The organism is Streptomyces sp. NPDC056835, from assembly GCF_042789485.1.
Taxonomy (GTDB): domain Bacteria; phylum Actinomycetota; class Actinomycetes; order Streptomycetales; family Streptomycetaceae; genus Streptomyces.
In genome coordinates this window covers 1-21,101 of the sequence record NZ_JBHUBB010000031.1, presented here as the reverse complement: position 1 = coordinate 21,101, position 21,101 = coordinate 1, and the positions used below count along the sequence as shown (strand labels likewise).

At 69.5% G+C, this 21,101-nt stretch carries 17 protein-coding genes and 1 tRNA gene; 11 read left to right on the top strand and 7 right to left on the bottom strand.

Annotated elements, in window-relative coordinates; genetic code table 11:
* Nucleotides 1–138 precede the first annotated feature (138 nt).
* From ACFRMN_RS29660 to ACFRMN_RS29640, 5 genes are all read left to right on the top strand, one after another.
* Entirely contained in the window at nt 139–1,335 is a 1,197-nt protein-coding gene (locus tag ACFRMN_RS29660) for an ABC transporter ATP-binding protein (protein WP_383025028.1), read from the top strand.
* Nucleotides 1,332–2,003, top strand: a complete 672-nt coding sequence (locus ACFRMN_RS29655) for an ABC transporter permease (RefSeq protein WP_383025026.1) — start codon at nt 1,332–1,334, stop codon at nt 2,001–2,003. The genes ACFRMN_RS29660 and ACFRMN_RS29655 overlap by 4 nt, the downstream gene beginning before the upstream one ends.
* Nucleotides 2,004–2,009: 6 nt before the next feature.
* Nucleotides 2,010–2,675 (top strand): ABC transporter permease, encoded by a 666-nt coding sequence (locus ACFRMN_RS29650; protein WP_383025023.1) that lies wholly within the window; start codon nt 2,010–2,012, stop codon nt 2,673–2,675.
* Between the two features lie 103 nt (nt 2,676–2,778).
* On the top strand, nt 2,779–3,738 hold the full coding sequence (locus ACFRMN_RS29645) for an ABC transporter substrate-binding protein (protein WP_383025020.1): 960 nt from the start codon (nt 2,779–2,781) through the stop codon (nt 3,736–3,738).
* Nucleotides 3,739–3,780: 42 nt separating this feature from the next.
* Nucleotides 3,781–4,203 carry a hypothetical protein gene (locus ACFRMN_RS29640; RefSeq protein WP_383025017.1) on the top strand — a complete coding sequence of 141 codons (423 nt, stop codon included), beginning with the start codon at nt 3,781–3,783 and terminating at the stop codon, nt 4,201–4,203.
* Nucleotides 4,204–4,533: 330 nt separating this feature from the next.
* On the opposite strand, the gene ACFRMN_RS29635 is transcribed toward ACFRMN_RS29640, so the two are convergent.
* Nucleotides 4,534–5,928, bottom strand: coding sequence for a cystathionine beta-synthase (locus ACFRMN_RS29635; protein WP_383025015.1), 1,395 nt, complete (start codon nt 5,926–5,928; stop codon nt 4,534–4,536).
* 156 nt (nt 5,929–6,084) lie between these two features.
* On the opposite strand from ACFRMN_RS29635, the gene ACFRMN_RS29630 reads away from it, so the two are divergent.
* The 3 genes from ACFRMN_RS29630 (at nt 6,085) to ACFRMN_RS29620 (ending at nt 9,736) form a co-directional block, all read left to right on the top strand.
* The gene (locus ACFRMN_RS29630) at nt 6,085–7,143 is read left to right on the top strand and encodes an SGNH/GDSL hydrolase family protein (RefSeq protein ID WP_383025194.1); all 1,059 of its coding nucleotides are present in this window, start codon (nt 6,085–6,087) and stop codon (nt 7,141–7,143) included.
* A gap of 235 nt (nt 7,144–7,378) precedes the next feature.
* The gene (locus ACFRMN_RS29625; RefSeq protein WP_383025013.1) at nt 7,379–8,599 is read left to right on the top strand and encodes an acetyl-CoA C-acetyltransferase; all 1,221 of its coding nucleotides are present in this window, start codon (nt 7,379–7,381) and stop codon (nt 8,597–8,599) included.
* Between the two features lie 279 nt (nt 8,600–8,878).
* The gene (locus ACFRMN_RS29620) at nt 8,879–9,736 is read left to right on the top strand and encodes a hypothetical protein (protein ID WP_383025191.1); all 858 of its coding nucleotides are present in this window, start codon (nt 8,879–8,881) and stop codon (nt 9,734–9,736) included.
* 53 nt (nt 9,737–9,789) lie between these two features.
* Here the strand turns inward: ACFRMN_RS29620 and ACFRMN_RS29615 are convergent, their stop codons facing one another.
* Complete coding sequence (locus ACFRMN_RS29615; RefSeq protein WP_383025010.1) at nt 9,790–10,110, bottom strand: hypothetical protein; 321 nt, start codon at nt 10,108–10,110, stop codon at nt 9,790–9,792.
* A gap of 133 nt (nt 10,111–10,243) precedes the next feature.
* On the opposite strand from ACFRMN_RS29615, the gene ACFRMN_RS29610 reads away from it, so the two are divergent.
* The gene (locus tag ACFRMN_RS29610) at nt 10,244–10,474 is read left to right on the top strand and encodes a DUF4287 domain-containing protein (protein WP_249952595.1); all 231 of its coding nucleotides are present in this window, start codon (nt 10,244–10,246) and stop codon (nt 10,472–10,474) included.
* Nucleotides 10,475–10,566: 92 nt separating this feature from the next.
* On the opposite strand, the gene ACFRMN_RS29605 is transcribed toward ACFRMN_RS29610, so the two are convergent.
* Together ACFRMN_RS29605 and ACFRMN_RS29600 are read right to left on the bottom strand one after the other, a co-directional pair.
* Nucleotides 10,567–11,445, bottom strand: a complete 879-nt coding sequence (locus ACFRMN_RS29605) for a Bax inhibitor-1/YccA family protein (RefSeq protein WP_383025007.1) — start codon at nt 11,443–11,445, stop codon at nt 10,567–10,569.
* A 218-nt stretch (nt 11,446–11,663) separates the two neighbouring features.
* Nucleotides 11,664–11,746 (bottom strand) — tRNA-Leu (locus ACFRMN_RS29600).
* Nucleotides 11,747–12,154: 408 nt separating this feature from the next.
* Between ACFRMN_RS29600 and ACFRMN_RS29595 the strand changes: the two genes are divergently transcribed.
* A complete protein-coding gene (locus tag ACFRMN_RS29595) occupies nt 12,155–12,925 on the top strand; it encodes an ABC transporter ATP-binding protein (RefSeq protein WP_383025004.1) in 771 nt (256 codons plus the stop codon).
* Between the two features lie 302 nt (nt 12,926–13,227).
* On the top strand, nt 13,228–15,771 hold the full coding sequence (locus ACFRMN_RS29590; RefSeq protein ID WP_383025002.1) for an ABC transporter permease: 2,544 nt from the start codon (nt 13,228–13,230) through the stop codon (nt 15,769–15,771).
* A 99-nt stretch (nt 15,772–15,870) separates the two neighbouring features.
* Here ACFRMN_RS29590 and ACFRMN_RS29585 read toward each other — a convergent pair whose 3' ends face one another.
* The 3 genes from ACFRMN_RS29585 to ACFRMN_RS29575 form a co-directional block, all read right to left on the bottom strand.
* Nucleotides 15,871–17,226: a phospholipase D-like domain-containing protein gene (locus ACFRMN_RS29585; RefSeq protein ID WP_383024999.1), complete on the bottom strand. Its 1,356-nt coding sequence runs from the start codon at nt 17,224–17,226 to the stop codon at nt 15,871–15,873.
* Between the two features lie 233 nt (nt 17,227–17,459).
* Nucleotides 17,460–18,770 (bottom strand): class I SAM-dependent methyltransferase, encoded by a 1,311-nt coding sequence (locus ACFRMN_RS29580; protein ID WP_383024997.1) that lies wholly within the window; start codon nt 18,768–18,770, stop codon nt 17,460–17,462.
* A 222-nt stretch (nt 18,771–18,992) separates the two neighbouring features.
* Nucleotides 18,993–20,378, bottom strand: coding sequence for an NAD(P)/FAD-dependent oxidoreductase (locus ACFRMN_RS29575; RefSeq protein WP_383024994.1), 1,386 nt, complete (start codon nt 20,376–20,378; stop codon nt 18,993–18,995).
* Nucleotides 20,379–21,101: the final 723 nt, after the last annotated feature.

Sequence of the window (21,101 nt, the reverse complement as noted above, 5' to 3'; positions counted from 1 at the left end):
CTTATCGGACGCTATGTCTTGCCCTGCGGCCATCCGTAACGAGTGATTTACCCGGGGGCATTGACAATCTATTCAGACAACGAGAACTCTGCATGACTATATGCAGCCGGGCAAGGGACGCGGGGCAAGGGACGACTGATGATCAAATTCGACGCGGTGAACAAACGCTTCCCCAGCGGCACCACGGCGGTTCACGACCTCACGCTGGAGATGCCGGAGGGCGGGATCACGGTCCTCGTCGGCTCCTCGGGCTGCGGCAAGACCACCACCCTCCGCATGATCAACCGGATGGTCGACCCGACGTCCGGGACCATCCGGCTGGGCGGCCGGGATGTACTCGAACAGGACGCCGCCGAGCTGCGGCGCGGTATCGGCTACGTGATCCAGCAGTCGGGCCTCTTCCCACACCGTACGGTCCTCGACAACATCGCGACCGTGCCGCTGCTGCTGGGCTGGGGACGCGGGAAGGCCCGTGCCCGCGCCGCGGAACTGCTGGAGACGGTCGGACTGACCGCCGAGGCGGGCAAGCGCTACCCGCACCAGCTCTCCGGCGGCCAGCAGCAGCGCGTCGGGGTGGCCAGGGCGCTGGCGGCCGATCCGCCGGTGCTGCTGATGGACGAGCCGTTCGGCGCGGTCGACCCGGTCGTGAGGACCCAGCTCCAGGACGAGCTGATCCGGCTCCAGCGCGAGCTGAACAAGACCATCGCGTTCGTCACCCACGACATCGACGAGGCGGTACGGCTCGGCGACCGGATCGCCGTCTTCCGGACCGGCGGCCATCTGGTGCAGTGCGCCGCCCCCGCCGAACTGCTGGCCCGCCCGGCCGACGACTTCGTCGCGGACTTCCTCGGCGCGGAGCGCGAGCTGAAGCTGCTCTCGCTGACGACGCTCGCCGAGGTCCCGCTCCAGCGGGCCACGACGGTACGCGAGGACGCGCCGGCGCCACCGGCCGGCTCGGGACCGCATCTGGTCGTCTCCGCGCGGAACGAACCGCTGGGCTGGCTCGACCCGTACGGCACGGACGCCACATCCCCCGGCGCCGCTGCCTCCCCCGGCGCCGCCGCCTCCCCCGGCGCCGCCACCTCCCCCGGCACCCCGCTCACGCCCGTACGGCCGCTGCGCGACACCGACTCCCTGCTCGCCGCGCTGAACGAGTCGATCGCCTCCCCGTCCGGTCTGATAGCCCGGGTCGACGCCGACGGCGTGCTGACCGGGGTCACCTCGCGCGAGGCGATCCACGAGCACGCGGGGCGCAGGCACCAGGAGGCGGCGCGGGCGGCCGTACACCTCACCGAGACCCCGGCCCTGTCGGAGACCCCGGGCGGGACCGTATGACCATCGAGTGGGCGTGGATATCCGACCACGCGGGCGATCTCACCACCCTCACCCTCTCCCATCTCCAGGCCGCCCTGACCGCCGTGCTCCTCGGGCTGCTGATCTCGCTCCCCCTGGCGGTCCTCGCCCATCGCGTCCGGCCGCTGCGCGGCTTCCTCCTCGGGCTCTCCAACGTCCTGTTCACGATCCCGTCCATCGCGGTCTTCGTCCTGCTGCTGCCCGTCTCCGGGCTGACCAGGACCACCACCGTCATCGGCCTGACGATCTACACGCTGGTCGTCCTGCTGCGGAACACCGTCGAGGGACTGGACTCCGTCCCGGCCAAGGCGCGCGAGGCCGCCGTCGCGATGGGCACGCGCCCGCTGCGTACGCTCCTCACCGTCGAGCTGCCCCTCGCGCTCCCCGTGATCATGGCGGGCGTAAGGATCGCCACCGTCATGTCGATCTCGCTGGTCAGCGTCGCGACGTATATCGGCGACGGCGGCCTCGGCCAGCTCTTCACCGACGGCTTCCAGCGCAACTTCCCCACCCCGGTGGTCGTGGGCGTCGCCTTGACCCTGCTGCTCGCGCTGGTCGCCGACGCGCTGCTGGTGGCCGTGCAGTACGTACTCACCCCCTGGACCAGGCAGCGACAGGGGCAGCGGCACCCGAAGAGTGGGAGGGCCTGACCCGACATGTACGAGCTCTTCAAGGACCTCGGCTCCTGGCTGGTGTCGAGCGAGCAGTGGACGGGCCCGGACGGCATCGGGCACCGGCTCGCCGAACACCTCCAGTACTCGCTGATCGCCACCGCCATCGCCGCGGTGATCGCGCTGCCCCTCGGACTGCTCATCGGGCACACCGGCCGGGGCGCGTTCCTCGCCATCAACCTCGCCTCGTTCGGCCGCGCCCTGCCCACGGTCGGGCTCGTCGTGCTGGTCTTCCTGGCCAGCGGGCTGTCCATGACCCCGGTGTACGTGGCACTGGTGGCCCTCGCCGTCCCGTCCATCGTGACCAACACGTACGCGGGGATGACCGCGGTCGACCCGGAGGTGAAGGACGCGGCCAGGGGCCAGGGCATGCGCGGCCGTCAGGTGCTCCTCCAGGTCGAGATCCCGCTCGCGCTGCCGCTGATCATGACCGGGCTGCGGCTCGCGCTGATCCAGGTGGTGGCGACGGCGACCATCGCCGCGTACGTCAGTTTCGGCGGGCTCGGCCGGTACGTCTTCGACGGCCTGGCCCAGCGCGATCTGATCCAGGTGCTGGGTGGAGCCGTGCTGGTCGCGGTCGTCGCCGTGGCCCTCGATCTGGCGCTGTCAGGGCTTCAGCGCGTCCTCTTCCGCCACCGCTCCGCCGCCTAGGGAGACCACTCCAGTGACCTCGAACTCACCCATGAACCCGCACACGAACCCGCCCGCGAGCCCGCATACAAGCCCGCATACGAGCCGGCCCACGAAGAGCGCCATGAACCGGCGCAAGCTCCTCGGCGGACTGTTCGCCGCGGCCTCCGTCCCCGCGCTCGCCGCGTGCAGCGGCGGAATCACCTCCCTCGACGGCCAGGGCAGCGGCGGAAGCGGGAGCGGCGGCGGCTCCAGCGCGGACGGCATCACCATCGGCACCGCCAACTTCACGGAGAACCAGATCCTCGGTCACCTCTACGCGGCCGTGCTCGGCGCCGCCGGGGTGAAGACGAAGGTCCGCCCCAACCTCGGCACCCGCGAGATCCTGATCCCGGCGCTCAAGGGCGGCGACATCGATCTGCTCCCCGAATACCAGGGCGCGCTGCTGCACTACCTCGACCCCAAGGCGACCGCCACGGAGGAGGGCGAGATGCAGAACGCCCTCGCCGTCGTCCTCCCCACGGGCCTCCAGATCCTCCCGTACGGCAAGGCCGAGGACTCCGACGCCTTCGCCGTCACCCGCGAGACCGCCGACAGATACGGCCTCAGGACGCTGGCCGATCTGAGGAAGCAGAACGGCAAGCTGGTCATCGGCGCGGCGCCCGAGGTGAAGAAGCGGGTCGTGGGCATCGTCGGGCTCAAGGACGTGTACGGCGTGGAGTTCAAGGAGTTCAAGTCGCTGGACTCCTCGGGACCACTGGTCAAGGGCGCGTTGAAGAAGGGCGATGTGGATGTCGCCAATCTCTTCACCACGGACACGGACATCGCCGCCGAGGGCTGGGTGGTCCTGACGGACCCCAAGAACCTCGTCCCCGGCCAGCACATCGTCCCGCTGATCGCCGACCGCAAGGCCGACTCCACCGTGCGCAAGGCGCTGGCCCGGCTGGGCAACGCCCTGACGACCGAGGCCCTGACGGAGCTCAACCGCCAGGTGGACAAGGACAAGAAGGACCCGGAGGACGTCGCGAACACCTGGGCGGCGGACCACGGTCTGAGGACTTCCACAGGGAAAAACGGGGGCTAGCCCCAATGCGCGCAGGACGTCCCGCTACGTACCGTCGCCCCTATGGAAGCCCGCGACCCTGAGCTCAAGAAGGAGCTCGACGCCACCCTTCAGGCCCGTAACGAGCTGGGGGCGGACTACGAGCCCGCACTGATCGAATCGTTCCTCGAAAAGGTGGAGCAGCGCATGGACGGGATGACCGACCGTCATGTCCGGCGGCGACTCGCCGAGCAGCAGATGGTGGCCGCCCGTGGCGGCGCCCCGCGCCCGGCCGGCCCCGGGGAGGGGTTCGGCGAGCGCTTCGGGTTCGGCATCATCTCGCTGGTCCTCGCCATTCCACTGACCGCGATAGCCGTGACGAACGCCGATTTGAAGGGACTGGTCGTCTGCTGGCTGGGCATCGTCGCGGTGAACGTGGTGCACGCCGCCCGCGGCCGGTCCTGGGCGGACCGGAAGCGGCGCGAGGCGTCCGACTGGGAGGACTGACCGGGGAGGCGGCCTCCGCCGCGGGAAGGACCACGCGAAAGAGGTATGCCGCGAAATATGTCGCGAAGTATGAAGTATGTCGCGGGGACCGCCGCACCCCCGTTACCGGGGGGCGGGACGACGGCGGTCCCCGCGAGGGACACGTTCCGGGTCAGGGCCGGTCTCGTGTCCAGGCGTCCATGGAGGTCCGGGAGCCGCTCCGGAGGTCCTTGACGCCGACAACAACCAATGTGCCGGATCCGTGTTAAGCCGGTGCTGCGCTGACGTGTCGCGCTCGTACCACTTTCGCGAACCCGCGCCTTCGCGCCCCCCGCCGACCGGTCCCCGGCGTTACTTCACGTCCTTCGAGAGGTACGCCAGCAGATCCTGCCTGCTCACGACGCCTGTCGGCTTGCCCTCCACCAGCACGATCGCGGCGTCGGAGCCCTTCGAATCGCTCAGCGCGGCCATCAGATCGGCCACCGGCTCGCCGGAGCCCACCTGCGGCAGCGGGGAGGACATGTGCTTCTCCAGCGGGTCACCGAGCGAGGCGCGCCGGGTGAACAGCGCGTCCAGCAGCTCCCGCTCCACGACCGAGCCGATGACCTCCGCGGCCATCACGTCCGGGTGGCCGGCGCCCGGCTTCACGATCGGCATCTGCGAGACGCCGTACTCCCGCAGCACGTCGATGGCCTCGCCGACCGTCTCCTCCGGGTGCATATGGACGAGCGTCGGGATGGCGCCCTCCTTGTGCCGCAGGACGTCACCGACGCTCGCCGCGTCGCCGCCCTGCTCCAGGAAGCCGTAGTCGTTCATCCACTCGTCGTTGAAGATCTTGCTGAGGTAGCCCCGGCCGCTGTCCGGCAGCAGGACGACCACGACATCGTCCGGGCCGAGCCCTTCGGCGACCTTCAGCGCGGCCACGACCGCCATGCCGCAGGAGCCGCCGACGAGCAGGCCCTCCTCCTTGGCGAGGCGCCGGGTCATCTGGAAGGAGTCCTTGTCGGACACGGCGATGATCTCGTCCGTGACCGTACGGTCGTACGCCGTCGGCCAGAAGTCCTCGCCGACGCCCTCGACCAGATAGGGCCGGCCGGAACCGCCCGAGTAGACCGACCCCTCCGGGTCCGCGCCCACGATCCGTACGCGCCCGTCGCTCGCCTCCTTGAGGAAGCGGCCGGTCCCGCTGATGGTGCCGCCCGTGCCGACGCCCGCGACGAAATGAGTGATCTTCCCGTCCGTCTGCTTCCACAGCTCGGGACCGGTCGTCTCGTAGTGCGAGCGCGGGTTGTTCGGGTTGCTGTACTGATCCGGCTTCCAGGCCCCGGGCGTCTCATGGACCAGCCGGTCGGAGACGTTGTAGTAGGAGTCGGGGTGTTCGGGATCGACGGCCGTCGGGCAGACGACGACCTCGGCGCCGTAGGCCCTGAGCACATTGATCTTGTCCGTGGAGACCTTGTCGGGGCAGACGAACACGCACTTGTAGCCCTTGCGCTGGGCCACGATGGCGAGACCGACGCCGGTATTGCCGCTCGTCGGTTCGACGATCGTGCCGCCGGGCTTGAGCTCCCCGCTCTCCTCGGCGGCCTCGATCATGCGCAGGGCGATCCGGTCCTTCACCGAACCGCCGGGGTTGAAGTATTCGACCTTGGCCAGGACTGTCGCCTGAATGCCTTCGGTCACGCTGGTCAGCTTCAGCAGCGGGGTATTGCCAACCAGACTGATCATCGAGTCGTGGAATTGCACCGTAGTCTCCGGGGTCTCCGTGATGGTCCGGCCAGCGTATGCGCACACGCGTGAGATTGGGCGACAGTCCTTACGGGGCAGTTAGCTGGTGTACGCACACGTACTCGTGCGTACGGCGGCTCGGAGGAGGTGGCTCGGACTGTGTCGAGGGCGAGGGTGGCGCGGCGGATCGCCGCGGGTGCGGCCTACGGAGGCGGCAGCATCGGCCTGCTGGGAGCGGCGGGCGTCGGAGTGCTGCTGGCGGAGGTCCAGCTGGCGAAGCGGTCGGTGGGCGGCGGGACCGCCCCCGTACCGCCCAGCGGTGACGGATGGTACGGACTGGCCTACGGGCAGACGGAGCCGCTGCGCATGGGCATGCTCGGCGATTCCACGGCCGCGGGACAGGGCGTACGGCGGGCGGGGCAGACTCCCGGAGCGCTGCTCGCCTCGGGGCTCGCCGCGGTCGCCGAGCGCCCCGTCGAGCTGTGGAATGTGGCGCTGCCCGGGGCCAGGTCGGACGATCTGGACCGGCAGGTGACCCTGCTGCTGTCGGACACGGCCCGGGTCCCGGACGTCTGCGTGATCATGATCGGCGCGAATGACGTCACGCACCGGCTGCCCGCGACCCAGTCGGTGCGGTGTCTGGCGGCGGCGGTACGGCGGCTGCGTACGGCCGGGGCGGAGGTGGTCGTCGGCACCTGCCCGGATCTCGGCACGATCGAGCCGGTGTACCAGCCGCTGCGCTGGCTGGCGCGCCGGGTGAGCCGGCAGCTGGCCGCAGCCCAGACGATCGTGGCGGTCGAGCAGGGCGCCCGTACGGTCTCGCTGGGCGATCTGCTGGGCCCGGAGTTCGCGGCGAATCCGCGGGAGCTGTTCGGCCCGGACAACTACCACCCGTCGGCCGAGGGGTACGCGACGGCCGCGATGGCGGTCCTGCCCACGCTGTGCGCGGTGCTCAACCTGTGGCCGGAGACGGACCGCCTCGACGCGACCCGCGACGAGGACATGCTGCCGGTGGCGAAGGCGGCCTCGGCCGCGGCGTCCCAGGCGGGCACCGAGGTCACCGGCGCCCGTGCCCCGTGGGCCCTGCTGAAGCACCGTCGCCGCCGTCATCTGCCGACAGCGGCGGAAGCGACCCCGGCGGGGGCCGTCCCGCCGGATGCGACGGCTCCGGACGTACCGCCGGACGTACCCCCGGACACCGAGGAGACCTGGCAGGTGGGCCGGGAGGCATGACAGCACCGGCGCCCGGCGCCCGGCGCCCGGACCTCGGTCCCGCTCACCGCCCCGCCCGCCGCCGTCCCCGCGTGAGCAAGCGCTTAGAAAAGAGGCCCGCATCACATGTCCCGCCCAGTGCCCCCGGCACTACGTGCGGGTAACTTCCCAGACAGACCTGCCCTTTCCCACCCGCCAACGCCCAGTCCTGGTCCTCCTTGGTCCTCCCTGGTCCTCTAGTCCTCATGGAGCCGTGATGCCCGAAGCCGTGATCGTCTCTGCCGCCCGTTCCCCCATCGGCCGGGCCTTCAAGGGCTCGCTCAAGGAGCTGCGGCCCGACGACCTGACCGCCACGATCATCGAGGCCGCGCTCGCCAAGATCCCTGAGCTCGACCCGCGCGACATCGACGACCTGATGCTCGGCTGTGGCCTGCCCGGCGGCGAGCAGGGCCACAACCTCGGCCGGATCGTCGCCGTACAGCTGGGCATGGACCATCTCCCCGGCTGCACCATCACCCGCTACTGCTCCTCGTCCCTCCAGACCTCCCGGATGGCGCTGCACGCCATCAAGGCGGGCGAGGGCGATGTCTTCATCTCGGCCGGGGTCGAGATGGTCTCGCGCTCGGTGAACGGCTCCTCGGACGGCATGCCGGGCACCCACAACCCGCTCTTCGCGGACGCCGAGGCCCGGACGGCGGAGGTCGCCCACAGCACGGGCGCCGAGTGGCACGACCCGCGTGAGGACGGCCTGGTCCCCGACGCCTATATCGCGATGGGCCAGACCGCCGAGAGTCTGGCCCGCCTCAAGGGCGTCACCCGCCAGGACATGGACGAGTTCGGCGTACGGTCCCAGAACCTCGCCGAGGAAGCCATCAAGAACGGCTTCTGGGAGCGCGAGATCACGCCCGTGACGACCCCGGACGGCACGGTCGTGGCGAAGGACGACGGCCCGCGCGCGGGCGTCACGATGGAGGGCGTCCAGGGCCTCAAGCCCGTCTTCCGCCCCGACGGCCTGGTGACGGCCGGCAACTGCTGTCCGCTCAACGATGGCGCGGCGGCGCTCGTGATCATGTCCGACACCAAGGCGCGCGAGCTGGGTCTGACACCGCTGGCCCGGATCGTCTCCACCGGCGTCACCGGCCTGTCGCCCGAGATCATGGGATACGGCCCGGTCGAGGCGTCCCGCCAGGCGCTCTCGCGCGCCGGGCTGAGCATCGACGACATCGATCTGGTCGAGATCAACGAGGCGTTCGCCGCCCAGGTCATCCCGTCCTACCGGGACCTGGGCGTCCCGCTGGAGAAGCTGAACGTCAACGGCGGCGCCATCGCCGTCGGCCACCCCTTCGGCATGACCGGCGCGCGGATCACCGGCACGCTGATCAACAGCCTCCAGTTCCACGACAAGCAGTTCGGACTGGAGACGATGTGCGTAGGCGGCGGCCAGGGCATGGCCATGGTCATCGAGCGCCTGAGCTGACCCGGACCGGGCCGATTCATAGCGGAGAGTAGTCGCGCGAGTCGGATAAGCGCACCTCAACCCCCTCGATCCCCAGTTGTGACTGAATCTCCCCCAGGATGTGACCTACGCCCGGGGGAGATTCCTTTGCCCAGGTCAGAGCCGCATTCGGGATAAACATAAGGCCCAAAGACCTGTCCAATTCGTGACGTAATGCACTGACGGGCGGTGCTCGCCCACGACAAGCTGAGGTAGGAAGTCGGGGGTATCGATCGGAATCGGGAGTAGTCAGTGAGCGCCATGTCTTTTGCCCTGCTGCTGACCACAGCCACCGCCACGGCCGTGGGCGTGGCCGCCCTGCACGCCGTCCACGGGCTGCGCAGGCAGGTCAGCGCGCTGCGCGGTGAACTGGCCGCGTCGACCCCGGGCGACTTCACCGCAGCCGTACCGCAGGCCAGAAGCGCCACCCACGCCGACGACATACGGACCGCCGTCGCCGAGGCTCTTGCCGAGGAGCGCGAGCGCGAGCTCGCCGAGGCGCGCGCCTTCTGGGCCGCCCAGGAGGCCCGGGACGCCGCCGACACCCCGTCGCTGCTGGGCGGGCTGCCCGGCTTCGGCACCGAGGAGAGCCCGTACTACGTGCCCCGCCAGGTGGATTTCGCCGGGCTGGAGGCGCTGGACCTCGACGCCGCCGACGCGCTCGACGAGTTCGCCGACTACCCGGAGCTGACCGAGGTCAGCGAGGTGAGCGGGGTGGGTGAGGCCGGTGAGTTCACCGAGGAGTCCGCCGAGCTGGCCGCCGCCCGTCGCCGGCACCCCTCGCACCCCGACTTCGTACCGGTGCAGACCCCCGTCGTCACCGACCACGAGCGCACGGTGTCGCGGCTCGACGAACTCGCCGAGACCGGTACGGCACTCGCGGACGTACGTCCCGGCCCGCTGGGCACCCTCGACGTCTACGTCTTCTCCGACGGCACGACGCTCTGCATGACCCCGGGCCACCGCGAGACCGCCGAGCGGCTCGCCGAGGCGCTGCGGGAGGGCGACGCCCCGGTCCTGCTGGGCGGTTCCGGAGTCTCCGGCGCGTACGCCCTGACCTTCTCCTGCGGCGGCGAGCACGTCTACATCCTCGCGGACCGCGTCATCGCGTCCCTCTGAGTCCTGCTAAGTCCCGCTAAGGGCCCTGCGGGCCTGGACGCGCCAAGCGCTCCTCAGAGCGCGGCGCGCACCGCCGCCCGCTCCACCGATCTCACGGCCTCGTCCAGCTCCGCCAGGGACGGGGCCGTTCGCAATGCCTCCGCCAGATCCCCGGCCGCGACCGTGAGCTGGTCCGCGACCACGAAGACGCCGGAGTCCGGCATGATCCGGGGCTCCTCGCCCGGGGCGTCCAGCCGCTGGGCCCGTACGGAGAGTTCCCTGGCCAGCGCCAGTGCCTCGGCGGCGGCTCCGCGCTGGAGCCGGCTCTGCGGCGCGGCCCGCAGCCGGTCGGCGAATCGGTCCACTGCGGCCGTCAGCGGCGTTGTATCGAGCACCCAGCGACCTTACGCGAACGGACAAGGGCCCCTCCAGGGCTGCCGCCAACAGGTCCAGGACTGTTGCCAACAGGCGAACGCTCAGGCACGGTGGCGTGAAGGACCAGTACGCGCAAAGCGTCCGGAGGCGCCGATGTCCCTTGTCTTCTCCGAAGAGACCCATCGCAACATGCTCTCCCGCATCCCTCATTGCACCGGCAGAGAGATCTCCGACTGGCTTCGCACGGTCGAGGAAGGTCCAGCCCTCCTCCGCTTCGAGGAGAAGGTCAGCTGGCTGAGGGGCGAGCACAACCTCGCGTACGGACACGCGAAGGCGATCATCCACGAGTACGACCTGCGTCGGGCGGCCCGCCGCCTGCTCTGACGCACTGAGGCGAACACAACGAAAGGGGCCCGCGGGCACAGTGCCCGCGGACCCCTTCGTGCTGCTCGGCCGTGCTACCCGGCCGTGCCGCGTCAGTCGTTGCCTTGGAGGATCGACAGCAGCCGCAGCATCTCCAGGTAGATCCACACCAGAGTCAGCGTGAGACCGAAGGCCGCGAGCCAGGACTCCTCGCGCGGAGCGCCGTACGTGACGCCGTCCTCGACCTGCTTGAAGTCGAGCGCGAGGAAGCAGGCGCCGAGGATGATCCCGACGATGCCGAAGATGATGCCCAGACCGCCGCTGCGGAAGCCGAGGCCGTCACCGCCGCCGAAGACGCTGAAGAGCAGGTTGGCGACCATCAGGAGCACGAAGCCCATGGCGGCGGCCATCACGAAACCGTAGAAGCGCCGGGTGACCCGGATCCAGCGCATCTTGTAGGCGATCAGCACACCGGCGAAGACCGCCATCGTGCCCATGACGGCCTGGACGACGACACCCGGCGAGAGGTACGTGCTCACCGCGGAGCTGATCACGCCGAGGAAGACACCCTCGAAGGCCGCGTACGCCAGGATCAGCGCGGGCGTCGGCTTGCGCTTGAAGGACTGGATCAGCGAGAGGACCATCGCCACCAGCGCGGCACCGATCGCGATGCCGTACGACTTGGCGAGGTTGGCGGGGTCCACCGGCAGCAGGACCCACGACAGGACGGCGGTGAGCACGACCGTGCCCAGCGTCATGCCGGTACGGCTCACGACGTCGTCGATCGTCATGACGTCGGGGCGCGCGGGCGCCTGCGGGCCGCCGAGCTGGGTGCCCTGCTGCGGGGCATAGGGGTTGGTGGCGTACGGGTTGGTCGCGTACGGGTTGGTTCCTACAGCGGGGCCCCCGGCCTGCGGCGCCGCGTTGAAGCCCGCGTGGCCGTTGTCGCGGCTGAAGCCCCGTCGCGAGAAGACCGGGTTACTGCTCCTCATCTCACTCCTCCATGGCCGCCCTGCGCGGCCTTGGGACAAGAGTAATGGGAGCGCAAAGCGTACGCCCTAGTGCTCTGGGAGGATCTTTCCAGGATCGTGACGTCCGGCGGGGTGTGTCGTGTCACACCGCTTGTCACACCGGAGCGCTCCCGTCACACCGGAGCGCTCCCGGACCGGCGCGTCCACCGGCGCCGGCCGCCCGGCCTTCGCCGGTGATGTGCCCGGAGCCGGACTTGAACCGGCACGCCCCCGAGGGGCAGCGAGGTTTAAGCTCGCCGTGTCTGCATTCCACCATCCGGGCAAGGCGCGCGACGCCGCGTTGGCACAGGAGCCTATCGGGGCACACCACTCGAACAGCCGAGCGGCTACCCGATGTTGTCTTATTTTATTGACGTCTGAGGGTGCGTCAGACCACGTAACGAGTCGTCGGCACATGCCGGGCGCGGGTGGTCATCTCCGATCGAGGCGTGCAGAAATGACGAAAAGTCGCCGCCCGGTCACGCATTTGGCATCGTCGGCGCGTACGCGCGGCGCCCGGCGACTTATGGCGGAGTCGTCTCAGGGGTTGTGTCATCCCCGAGGAGGAGGGCGCGGCCCGGCGGTCAGACCCAAGAGGGCCACGGGAACGGTTACCACGACGGACGACTCACGCTCTGCCCGCCGTGAGGATGGAGAAGTCCTCACAACGCACCGGCAGGAGAGTCCACCCGTGACCACCACCCCGCTCGCCCACCGCGCAACCGCCGTGGCCGCACGCGCCTCCGATCTGTCGAAGGTCTACGGCCTGGGCGAGACCCAGGTGGTCGCCCTCGACCGGGTCTCCGTGGACTTCCGGCAGGGAGAGTTCACCGCGATCATGGGCCCGTCCGGCTCCGGCAAGTCCACGCTGATGCACTGCGTGGCCGGCCTCGACAGCTTCAGCAGCGGTTCCGTACGGCTCGGCGAAACCGAGTTGTCGACCCTCAAGGACAAGCAGCTCACGCAGTTGCGCCGGGACAAGATCGGCTTCATCTTCCAGGCGTTCAACCTGCTGCCGACCCTGACCGCCCTGGAGAACATCACGCTTCCGATGGACATCGCGGGCCGCAAGCCCGACAAGCTGTGGCTGGAGCAGGTGATCTCGATGATCGGGCTCGCCGACCGGCTCGGCCACCGGCCCACCCAGCTCTCCGGGGGCCAGCAGCAGCGTGTGGCCGTCGCCCGCGCGCTGGCCTCCCAGCCCGAGATCATCTTCGGTGACGAGCCGACCGGGAACCTGGACTCGCGCTCCGGCGCCGAGGTGCTGGGCTTCCTGCGCAACTCCGTACGCGAACTGGGCCAGACCGTCGTCATGGTGACGCACGATCCGGTCGCCGCCTCCTACGCGGACCGTGTCATCTTCCTCGCCGACGGCCGGATCGTCGACGAGATGCTGCACCCGAGCGCCGACGGTGTGCTCGACCGGATGAAGGCCTTCGACGCCAAGGGCCGTACGAGCTGACGCCGACGGCGACGCCGGCTCCGTTCCGCCCGTACGCGGCCCCTGGCCCGTCACCGTACGACCCGTACGACCCCGACTCGTACAGCCCCGACTCGTACAGCCCCGTAGGACCCGTACAACCCCGTACGTGACCGTTAACCCGTACGTGGCGCTTTTCCCGTGCGTGGCCCTTGACCCGTACGTGGCCCACTCGCGCCGACGCTCCGCCGGTCGGCCCCGCATCCGCCCCCTCGGTCCGGTCCGTCGTGTCGGCCCGTCTCTCCGGCCTGCCCTCTCCGCCCACCCTCACCAGGACTTCCACCATGTTCCGTACCGCCTTGCGCACCGTGCTCGCGCACAAGGCCAGGCTGCTGATGACCGTCCTCGCCGTCATGCTCGGCGTCGCCTTCGTCTCCGGCACCCTGGTCTTCACCGACACCCTCGGCAACGCCTTCCAGAACCAGTCGGCCAAGAGCTACAAGGACGTCGCCGTCGGCGTCACCTCGTACGACAAACGAGACTCCGGCGAAGGCTCCGACGCGAAGTCGGACCCCGGGGTCAGCCAGCAGACCGTCAGCGAGATAGGGGCCCTGGACGGGGTCGCCTCCGTCACCGGCCGGGTCAACGGCTTCGCCGGGGTCGCCGACCCCGACGGCAAGCTGATCGGCGACGGCTGGTCCAACAACGGCTCCAACTTCGCGCCTGGCAAGGACGGCAAGGACCCTTCCTACACCTTCACCCAGGGATCGGGGCCCACCGAGGACGGTGAGATCGCGCTCGACAAGGCGACGGCGACCGAGGGGAAGTACGAGGTCGGCAAGCCGGTACGGGTCGCCTCCAACGGGCCGGTGAAGGAGTACACCCTCTCCGGTGTCTTCACCACCGAAGACGGAGAGGTCAACGCGGGCGGCAGCCTGGTCCTCTTCGACACCGCCGTGGCGCAGAAGCTCTATCTGGAGCCCGGCTTCTACAGCGATCTCACCATCACCGCCAAGGCCGGCGCCTCCGCGAGCACGATCCTCGCCAAGGTCGAGCCCCTGCTGCCGGACAACGCCGAGGCGAAGACCGGTGAGCGACTCGCCTCCGACCAGGCCGACCGGATCGAGACGAGCCTGAGCGGCATCAACCAGATGCTGCTGGCCTTCGCCGCCATCGCGCTCTTCGTCGGCATCTTCCTGATCTCCAACACCTTCACCATGCTGGTCGCCCAGCGCACCAAGGAACTGGCGCTGCTGCGCGCCGTCGGCGCCTCCCGCCGCCAGGTCAAGCGCTCGGTGCTGGCCGAGGCCGCGGTGGTCGGCGCGATCGCCTCCACGATCGGATTCGTCCTCGGCATCGGGCTCGCCGTGGGGCTGCGCTGGGCGATGAACACGGCGGGCGCGAAGATGCCCGCGGGCGCGCTGGTGATCTCGCCGACCGCCGTCGGCTCGGCCTTCGGTGTCGGGGTGCTGATCACGCTGCTCGCCGCCTGGCTGCCCGCCCGCCGGGCCGCGAAGATCCCGCCGGTGGCCGCGATGAACAGCGTCCACGGCGTGGCCACCACCAAGTCCCTCGTCGTACACAACTCGATCGGCGGCGCGCTGGCCCTGATCGGCTCCGCCGTGATCCTCGCGGGCGCCGCGGCCGGTTCCGACGGCCGGCTGCTCATCGGCGCCGGCGCGTTCCTGACGATGGTCGGTGTGATCGTGCTGATCCCGCTGCTGTCGCGTCCGGTCATCGCGCTGGTACGGCCGCTGCTGCTGCGGGTCTTCGGGGTGTCGGGCAAGCTGGCCGGGCTGAACGCCGTTCGCAATCCGCGGCGTACCGGTGCCACCGCCTCCGCGCTGGCCATCGGACTCACGCTGGTCACCGGGCTGACGGTGCTCGGTGTCACCATCGGCCAGGCCGTGGACAGGATGACCACGGACAACATCAAGGCCGACTACATGGTGACGATGGCGGGCGGCGGCCAGTTGGACGAGTCCGCGCTCACCGCGCTGGAGAAGGCGCCCGGCGTGAGCGCGGTCTCCCCGCAGCAGGCCGCCTCGGTCGAGGTCAAGGGCCGCTTCCACTCCGCCTCCGCGGTCACCCCCGGCGACATCGAGAAGGTCATCAACATCGCCTCGGTCTCCGGCTCGCTGGACACCCTCGCCCAGGGCGGGATCGCGGTGGCAGAGGACACCGCCAAGTCCAACGGCTGGAAGGTCGGTGACACCCTGTCGGTCACCTACAACGACGGGAAGACCGGCAAGCTGAAGGTCGGCGCCACCTTCAAGAAGAACGATTTCCTCTCACCGGTGCTGATGTCGACCGAGCTGGCCGCCGTGCACGAGGCCAGGCCGCACATCCCCGAGGTGTGGGTGAAGATGGACGGCGGCGCGAGCGACGCGCACGAGCAGGCGCTGGTGGACTCGCTGGGCAAGAACCCGGCGATCACCATCATGGACCAGCAGGACATCAGGAACCAGTTCGGCGGCCTCATCAACACCGCGCTGAACATCATGTACGGCCTGCTGGCCATGGCCCTGATCATCGCGATCCTGGGGGTCGTCAACACGCTGGCGATGTCCGTCTTCGAGCGTCAGCAGGAGATCGGCATGCTGCGGGCCATCGGCCTCGACCGGACCAAGGTCAAGCGGATGATCCGGCTGGAGGCCGTGGTGATCTCGGTCTTCGGCGCGGTGATCGGGGTGGGTCTCGGATCCTTCCTGGCCTGGGCGATCGGTCAGACCATCGCGGACGCGATCCCTGGTTACGCGCTGGTGATCCCGTGGGACCGGGTCGGGCTGTTCCTCGTACTCGCCGGTTTGGTGGGGGTGCTGGCCGCGCTGTGGCCGGCGCGCAGCGCCGCGAAGCTGAACATGCTGACAGCAATCAAGACCGAGTAGCGCGGGGCGGCGAGCGGGACAGGGCGGTGAGCGGGAGAGGGCGGGACCCCAGGGCGGGGGCCCGCCCTCTCCCTTGCGCGACCTCGTACTCCCTCGTGCTCAGGTGCCGGCGCAGTACCGCATCAGATGGTCGTGGTTGGCCTTGTACTGGTCGTGGATGGCGTCGTTGTCGATCTTCAGCAGGGTCTCGTCATTGGAACGCAGCGCCTGCCACGAGTAGTTGTGGCTGCCGGTCCAGACGATCTTCTGGTCGGCGACACCGTCGTACGTACCCTTCACCAGCACGTACTTGGAGTGCAGCCCGATCTTCGGCGCCCCGCTCGTGGGCGGGTTCTCCCAGCACTCCACGCGCTGGGTCAGCTTGCCGGAGAGGATGGCGGTGACGGCTTTGCCGAGCGACGGTACGCCGACGCCCCCGCCGTTCGGATTGCCGTCGCCCGCGAGATACACCAGGCAGCCCGCGTTCTTCATCGCCACGAGCTTGCTCGCGATCTGGTCGCGGTAGAAGAGGTTCGCCGCCATCCGCACCTCCGAGTGCCGCGTCGACGAACAGGCGACCTTGTCGAGGAGGAGCTTGACCGTGTCGGTGGCCGGGTCCTTCCGGTAGTCCGTGCCGGAGGTCTCCCGGCGCGGGAAGAAGTACGCCTTGTACGCGGGGTCGGTCGCGCTGGACGGCGTCCGGTAGTACGTCGCGAGACCCGCGCCGGAGGCGCCGTGCTTCAGCTGGTCCGCGAAGTACGCCGCGTAGTTGTCGTAGAGACCGGGGTCGGCGATCGTCACGGCGTTGTTGAAGAGATCGGTGCGCTGGGTGCCGGTCATATTGGCCGAGGTCTGGACGACGACCTTCGCCGCGCCTCCGGTGCGGGAGAAGAGGAAGAACTTGTTGTGGTCGATCGCGCGGCTGCCGATCGTGCGGTTGCCGATACACGAGCGGGTCGACGGACAGGACATCACCCAGGACGGCCGGGCGCGGTCGGTGCCGAGGCCCGCCGCGAGGTTCTCGTACTCACCCCCGGCGGTCACCGTCTCGTGTGACTTGTAATCCAGGATCGCCCGGACGGCGACGCCGCGTTCCTTGGCGGCGATCAGGGCCTTGCGGACGCTGTCGTCGGTGAAGGTGTACAGGGACAGGGTGATCGAACCGCCCGCGTCGGAGCCGTCGATCAGCGAGACGACATGGTCCCTGATCCTGTCCCGCTGGGCGGTGGTGCCGGCGGGGTCGTTGAAGATCGCGCCGGTGGTGACCGGGGCGGCGGGCGCGCCGGCCGGTAACGGGGACGGCGACGGGGACGCGGCCCCGGACGGGGACTCGGCCTCGGACGGGGCCCGGAACTCGGACCCGTCGTCCCCGTCGGCCCACGCGGCGCCGGGAACGGCCACGACGGACATCAGGGCGACGGCCAGGCCCAACAGCCGGATTCTGTGGTGGCGATGGCGGTGGCGATGGCGGTGCACACCGGCCTCCTGTTCGGTTTCGGCTCGGGGAGCGCGTACATGCCATGCCAGTGCATGGCATGCCGGTACCTGACATGCCGGACCCGGTGAAACCCCGTGGGAAGCGGAAACGGAGCCGCTGGGCAGGCGTGCGCCCAGCGGCTCCGTCATCCGGGCCCGGACGGCAGAACGTACCAACTCCCCGTCCTCATCCGGGACCGGTCACCTCTTTGTCACCCGCACGATGTCCCGCGTCAGCCGCCCCACACACGCGCTCGCGCCGGCATCCCGGAGGCACCGCTCTCCGGGGTCTTCACGGCCAGGATCTGGTTGACGCCGATCTTGTTCCGCTCGAAGGAGAGCGCGGACGCCGCCATGTAGAGGCGCCAGACGCGGGCGCGTCCGGCGGAGGTGAGGCGTACGGCCTCGGCCCAGTGGTCCTCCAGGTTGGTCACCCAGCGGCGCAGGGTCAGGGCGTAGTGCTCCCGGATCGACTCGACGTCGCGGGCTTCGAAGCCCGCCTCCTCCAGCGTGGCGACAGTCCTGCCGAGCGGCGCCAGCTCGCCGTCCGGGAAGACGTACGCGTCGATGAACTCGTCGATTTGGTACTTGCTCTCGTCCGTCTCGGGCCTGCGGGCGATCTGGTGGTTGAGCAGCCGGCCGCCCGGCTTGAGCAGGGCGTACAGATCGTCGGCGTACTCGCGGTACTTGACCGAGCCCACGTGCTCGGCCATCCCGATGGACGAGATCGCGTCGTACGGTCCGTCCCTGACGTCCCGGTAGTCCTGGACCCGCAGCTCGACCCGGTCGGTAAGGCCCTCCTCCGCCACCCGCTTGCGCGCGTAGGCGGCCTGCTCCCGGGAGAGGGTGACGCCGGTGACGCGGGCGCCGTACTCGCGGGCGGCGTGGATGGCCATCGAGCCCCAGCCGCAGCCGACGTCGAGCAGCCGGTCACCCTCCTTGAGGCCGAGCTTGCGGCAGATCAGATCGAGCTTGTCGCGCTGTGCGTCCTCAAGGGTGAGACCACCGCCGTCGCCGTCGCCGTCGCCCCAGTAGGCGCACGAGTAGACCATCGAGGGGCCGAGCACCAGCTCGTAGAAGTCGTTGCCCACGTCGTAGTGGTGGCTGATCGCCGCCCGGTCGCGGCGCTTGGTGTGCAGCGCGCCCTGGCGTCGCCGGATCTCCTCGGCGGGCGGGGCGGGCGGCGGCCAGGGTCCCACGAGCTGTACGAGCCCGCGCGCGACGGCCCGCATCCGGGGGTCGAGTGCGGGGTGCACCTCGTCCCCGCTGCCGGCGTCGCGCTCCCAGATGAGCCCGGCGAGGAGCCCAAGGGCCTCGAAGAGATCGCCCTTCACATCGATCTCACCGGCCACCCAGGCACGCGCGAGCCCCAGTTCGCCCGGTTTCCACAGGAGACGACGCAGGGCACGACGGTTACGGATGATCAGGGTCGGAGCGTCCGGAGGACCCGATTCGCTGCCGTCCCAGGCACGGATACGGACCGGGAGCGGGGCCCCCAGCAACTCTTCGGCAAGAGTGGTCAGCCGCAGTGCGGCGTCGGCCATGGCGTACACCTCCGTGATGAGGAATACCGGAAGTACTCAACACCACGTAAACACCGGTCGAGTGCGGACGCAGTCCCGGCGACGCGCAATGGGACGGCAAAATACCTGCACCTACCACGCACTTTGGGATGGATGTGCACCCTTTCGCACCCCGGGGGCACACGAAAGGGCCGCCCGCACCACGGATGGCGGACGGCCCTTTCGGGGTTCGGCGCGGCGGCGTCAGGAAGCCTTCGCCTTCTCCGGCGCGGACGGCGCCACGGCTGCCGCCGGGGTCGGCTTGGCGGCCTCGTAGAACTCCTCGCGCGGCGTCTCCATGGCGCCGAGCGAGACGACCTCGCGCTTGAGGAACATCGCGAGCGTCCAGTCGGCGAAGACCCGGATCTTGCGGTTCCAGGTCGGCATGGCCATGCCGTGGTAGCTACGGTGCATGTACCAGGCCAGCCGGCCCTTGAGCTTGATCTTCATCTTGCCCATGACGACCATCGCGACGCCCTTGTGCAGGCCGAGACCGGCGACCGCACCCTTGTTGGCGTGGCTGTACTCCTTCTGCGGGAAGCCCCGCATACCGGAGATCACGTTGTCGCCGAGGACCTTCGCCTGCCGCAGCGCGTGCTGAGCGTTCGGCGGGCACCAGGCGTTCGGGTTGCCGGCCTTGCGGCCGATGACGTCCGGGACCTGGGCGTTGTCACCGGCGGCCCAGATGTAGTCGGTGCCCTGCACCTGAAGCTTCTCGCTGGTGTCCACATGGCCACGGGGGCCGAGCGGCAGACCGTAACGGGCGAGCGCCGGGTTCGGCTTGACGCCGGCCGTCCACACGATGGTGTTCGAGTCGACCTCAAGGCCGTTGTTGAGCACCACGTGGCCGTCCACGCAGGAGTCCATGCCCGTCTTCAGATAGACCTCGACACCACGGCTCTCCAGGTGCTCCTTGCCCCAGGCGCCCAGCTTCGGGCCGACCTCGGGAAGGATCTTGTCGGCGACGTCGACGAGAAGGAAGCGCATGTCCTCGCGCTTCACGCTCGTGTAGTACTTGGCCGCGTCGCGCGCCAGGTCCTCGACCTCACCGACGGTCTCCGCGCCGGCGAAGCCGCCGCCCACGAAGACGAAGGTCAGCGCCTTGCGGCGGACCTCCTCGTCGGTGGTCGAGTCGGCCTTGTCCAGCTGCTCAAGTACGTGGTTGCGCAGCCCGATGGCCTCCTCGATGCCCTTCATGCCGATGCCCTGCTCGGCGAGGCCGGGGATCGGGAAGGTACGGGAGACGGCGCCGAGCGCGACGACGAGGTAGTCGAAGGGCAGCTCATAGGCCTCGCCGACGAGCGGCGCGACCGTGGCGACCTTGCGGTCCTGGTCAATGGTCGTGACCCGGCCGGTGAGCACCTCAGCCTTGGGCAGCACGCGTCGCAGCGGGACGACGACATGCCGAGGCGAAATGCTGCCGGCGGCGGCTTCGGGGAGGAAGGGCTGGTACGTCATGTACGAGCGAGGGTCGACAACCGTGACGGTCGCCTCCCCGTAGCGCATCTTCTTCAGAATGCGACGAGCTGCGTACAGGCCTACGTACCCACCGCCTACAACGAGGATCCTGGGACGCTCCGTGGTGCTCATGCCATCGAGTATCCACCCCTCTCAGGGGGGTGGCTCGTGAGCCCCTTCACAAGGTTAGGGGCCCCTAGTGCTACACTGCGCGGCCCGCGTGATCGAGGTCATGGTCCACAGGGGGAACCAGACGGCGGGTTTAGTCGTTGCCCACCCCTCGTGAGCTGGCCCTCAGCACCCAACCAGGGGTGAACCGCCCGGCCCCATTCATACGCGCGTAACGTGCCCGGAACCGCCCGGTATAAGGGCGCGGGGCCCCCTTGGGGCTAACAGACCGCCATCAGGAACAGCCCCGCCACCCCCCAGGGCCGATTTCCTTGTGAAGAAGTTCACGAACTTTCTCGCGACGCCCTCAGGACCACCCGCCGACGGGGGTCAGGACCGAGGGGTAGCCGGGGTGGGCCGGTGCGTTCGATGGCGAGTGGGGGCCGCCCCTGAGCTCTGAGTTTCGCGGCTCCGGGCCGGGCGTCAAGGGCGCTCCTACGTCGCGTCGGCAAGCCGATGACCTGCGGTCACCCTTGACCCCCGCCCCTCCACCGCAAGTGCAGCTTTGAGGGGGGCGGCCCGGGGGTAGACCGTACACCCTGGGAGTTGGGAATCACCAGGTCAGAGCACAGGAAAGAGCCCCGCCCGGCATGTCTTGAGTTCTAGTGGTCCTCGCAACACCCCAGCTCAGGGGATGCGATGGACTTCGAGATCCGGGACCGGACGGTCAACCGGGGGCGTAAGAAG